At 54.3% G+C, this 1,058-nt stretch carries 1 protein-coding gene; it reads left to right on the forward strand.

Going from position 1 to position 1,058, the window contains the following annotated elements; genetic code table 11:
• Positions 1-84: 84 nt before the first annotated feature.
• A protein-coding gene (locus FHX16_RS31415; protein WP_259132249.1) for an IS630 family transposase occupies positions 85-1,042 on the forward strand; the annotation gives its coding sequence in 2 pieces (ribosomal slippage) (positions 85-435 and positions 437-1,042; 957 coding nt in all).
• Positions 1,043-1,058: the final 16 nt, after the last annotated feature.

Genomic DNA, 1,058 nt, shown 5'->3' on the forward strand with positions numbered 1-1,058 from the left:
CTAGAGCATCGCACTTGAATTGAGAATCGAGTGGGGTTTTCACGAGGGTATCGGTGTGATTCACTGCGGTTGGAGGTGAATCACATGGGTAAATCTCATTCTGTTGATCTTCGTCAGCGTGTTGTTTCTATGGTCGCTAGCGGCCAATCACGGCGAGCGGCTGCCCGTCATTTCGCAATTAGCGACAGCAGTGCGATCAAACTGCTACAACGCCGGGAGCGGACCGGGCTGATAACCCCCGCGCGTCAAGGAAGGCCACCAGGTGCCGGGAAGCTGTCGGCGTTTCGCGATTTCCTGGTCGCACAGGTCGAAGGCAAACCGGATATCACCATGCCAGAGCTTGCCCGTCGCCTTGACGATGAACATGGGTTGGTCATTCCACCATCGTCCCTGTCGCGGTTTCTGATAACGCAGGGATACACATATAAAAAAACAAATAATGGCGTCGGAACGCGCTCGCGCTGATATCCGAAACGATCGTGATGTCTGGATTTCGAAACGCCAACCCCGGATGCGATTTGAACCGCATCGACTTGTTTTCTTGGACGAAACCTCAGTGAACACAAAGATGGTGAGGCTGCGCGGGCGCTCCCCGCGCGGCGAGCGTCTCATCACGGATGCGCCCTTTGGCCACTGGGGGACACAGACATTCATTGCAGGCTTGCGCTGTTTCGGTCTTACTGCGCCCTGGATTATCGACAGGCCGATGAATCGGGAAATCTTCGACACCTACATAGAGACCCAGCTTGCGCCGACACTCCAACCAGGCAATGTCGTCATCCTGGATAATCTTCGCGCTCACAAAAGCGATAAAGCCAAAGCCTGCCTCAAGGAGGTTGGCGCGTGGTTCCTGTTTCTGCCGTCTTATTCGCCAGATTTGAACCCGATCGAAATGGCCTTCGCCAAAATTAAGGCCCATCTCAGAGCCGCCGCCGCTCGCACATTTGACGCACTCTCAAATGCGCTCGGATCAATCTGCAACCTCTTCAATAGCCAAGAATGTCGAAACTATTTTACAGCCGCAGGCTATGGGTTCGATTAAACGTACGGCGCTCTAG

The sequence above is a fragment of the Rhizobium sp. BK661 genome, assembly GCF_024808825.1.
Taxonomy (GTDB): Bacteria; Pseudomonadota; Alphaproteobacteria; order Rhizobiales; family Rhizobiaceae; genus Rhizobium.